Here is a 246-nt window from a genome sequence, read left to right on the forward strand (position 1 = left end):
GGAATTATCAAGGACAACCGCACCGGCTACTCCATCGGCTTGTCCTATCCGCCGGATTGGGGCGAACGCACAATGAGCCTGCGTCCCGGCGACCGCACCGAGTTGCAGCCGGGCATGACCTTTCATTTCATGACGGGCCTTTGGCTGGAAACCATGGGGCTGGAGATCACCGAGAGCATCGTTATCACTGAAACCGGCGTGGAATGTCTTTCGAATGTACCGCGCAAGCTCGTGGTCAAGGATTAG

1 protein-coding gene is annotated in these 246 nt (G+C 57.3%); it reads left to right on the forward strand.

Annotation, left to right across the window (positions count from 1 at the left end; translation table 11 throughout):
- On the forward strand, positions 1 to 246 hold a 246-nt coding region (locus R0J92_RS25525; protein ID WP_411053744.1), incomplete at its 5' end, for a M24 family metallopeptidase.

It is taken from the genome of Tritonibacter sp. SIMBA_163 (assembly GCF_046535935.1).
Lineage (GTDB): Bacteria > Pseudomonadota > Alphaproteobacteria > Rhodobacterales > Rhodobacteraceae > Epibacterium > Epibacterium scottomollicae.